Genomic DNA, 1,044 nt, shown 5'->3' with positions numbered 1-1,044 from the left:
GATATGCACGGTGCAGGCGCCGCACTGGCCGTGGTCGCAGCCCTTCTTGGTTCCGGTCAGGCCGAGGCGATCGCGCAAGGCATCGAGCAGCGTGACGCGCGGCTCGAGTTGCAGATCGTGATCACGGCCGTTGATGTCGAGATGAACTGGGATCGTTGTTTTGGTCATGGGCGTCGGGCTCCAGTTGCTTGACGCGAAGTCGTTGATTTCATCTTTGGCAGCCGGCGGGGACCTGGCGCCGGCTGTGCGGCCCTTCGCTGCCGCTCCCCGCCTTCGGGCGTTCAGCCCCTTAAAAAGGTCCACTGGACTTTTTGGTGCGCCCGAAGGCGGACCGGGCCTTCACCATTCGTCGTTCGGGAAGCCAAGCAATTGGCTTCCCATCCGCTAGGTGGACCACTCCTCACCCCAGCAGGTCCTCGATGCGGACCGGAAAGCGCCGCGGCCGCACGCCGGTCGCATGCCAGACCGCATTGGCGACGGCGCCGGCCGTGCCGGTGATGCCGATTTCGCCGACGCCCTTGATGCCGAGCGCGTTGACGTGAGGGTCGTCCTCGTGGACCAGCAACGCCTCGACCGATGGAACGTCGGCATTCACCGGGACATGATATTCGGCGAGGTTGGCATTCTGGATCCGGCCAGAGCGCCGGTCGGTGATGGCTTCCTCATGCAGCGCGAACGAGACGCCCCAGATCATGCCGCCATAATACTGGCTGCGCACCAGCCTGGGATTGATGACCCGTCCGGCGGCGAACGCACCGACCAGCCTTGTGACACGGATCTGGCCAAAATCCGGATCGACCTTCACCTCGGCAAACACGGCGCCATGCGCGTGCTTGGCATAGGCCTCCTGAGACGCCGGGTCGGGAGCGCCCTTGCCGTGGCCCTCGATCTCGGTGAGGCCCGCGCGCGTGAGGATTTCGGCGTAGCTTTCACCGCGGCTTTCATCGTCGCGCCGATAGAGGCGGCCGCCGCGCGCCAGCACGCCTTCATTGCCGGCGCCGTAGAGCGGCGAGCCCTCGCCGCCGGGGGCGCGATCGGCGCGCC

Annotated in this window: 2 protein-coding genes; both read right to left on the bottom strand. The window is 66.4% G+C overall.

The window, feature by feature from the left end; genetic code table 11:
* Positions 1 to 168: 2Fe-2S iron-sulfur cluster-binding protein (locus tag EN969_RS32630; protein ID WP_127419814.1), on the bottom strand; the 168-nt coding region annotated here is incomplete at its 3' end.
* 232 nt (positions 169 to 400) lie between these two features.
* The coding region (locus tag EN969_RS32625; protein ID WP_164758736.1) for a molybdopterin cofactor-binding domain-containing protein at positions 401 to 1,044 on the bottom strand (644 nt) is incomplete at its 5' end.

The sequence above is a fragment of the Mesorhizobium sp. M7A.F.Ca.CA.003.01.2.1 genome (assembly GCF_003998945.1).
GTDB classification, from domain to species: domain Bacteria; phylum Pseudomonadota; class Alphaproteobacteria; order Rhizobiales; family Rhizobiaceae; genus Mesorhizobium; species Mesorhizobium ciceri.
The sequence above is the reverse complement of the archived record's forward strand: the minus strand, read 5'-3'. Positions and strand labels throughout refer to the sequence as shown.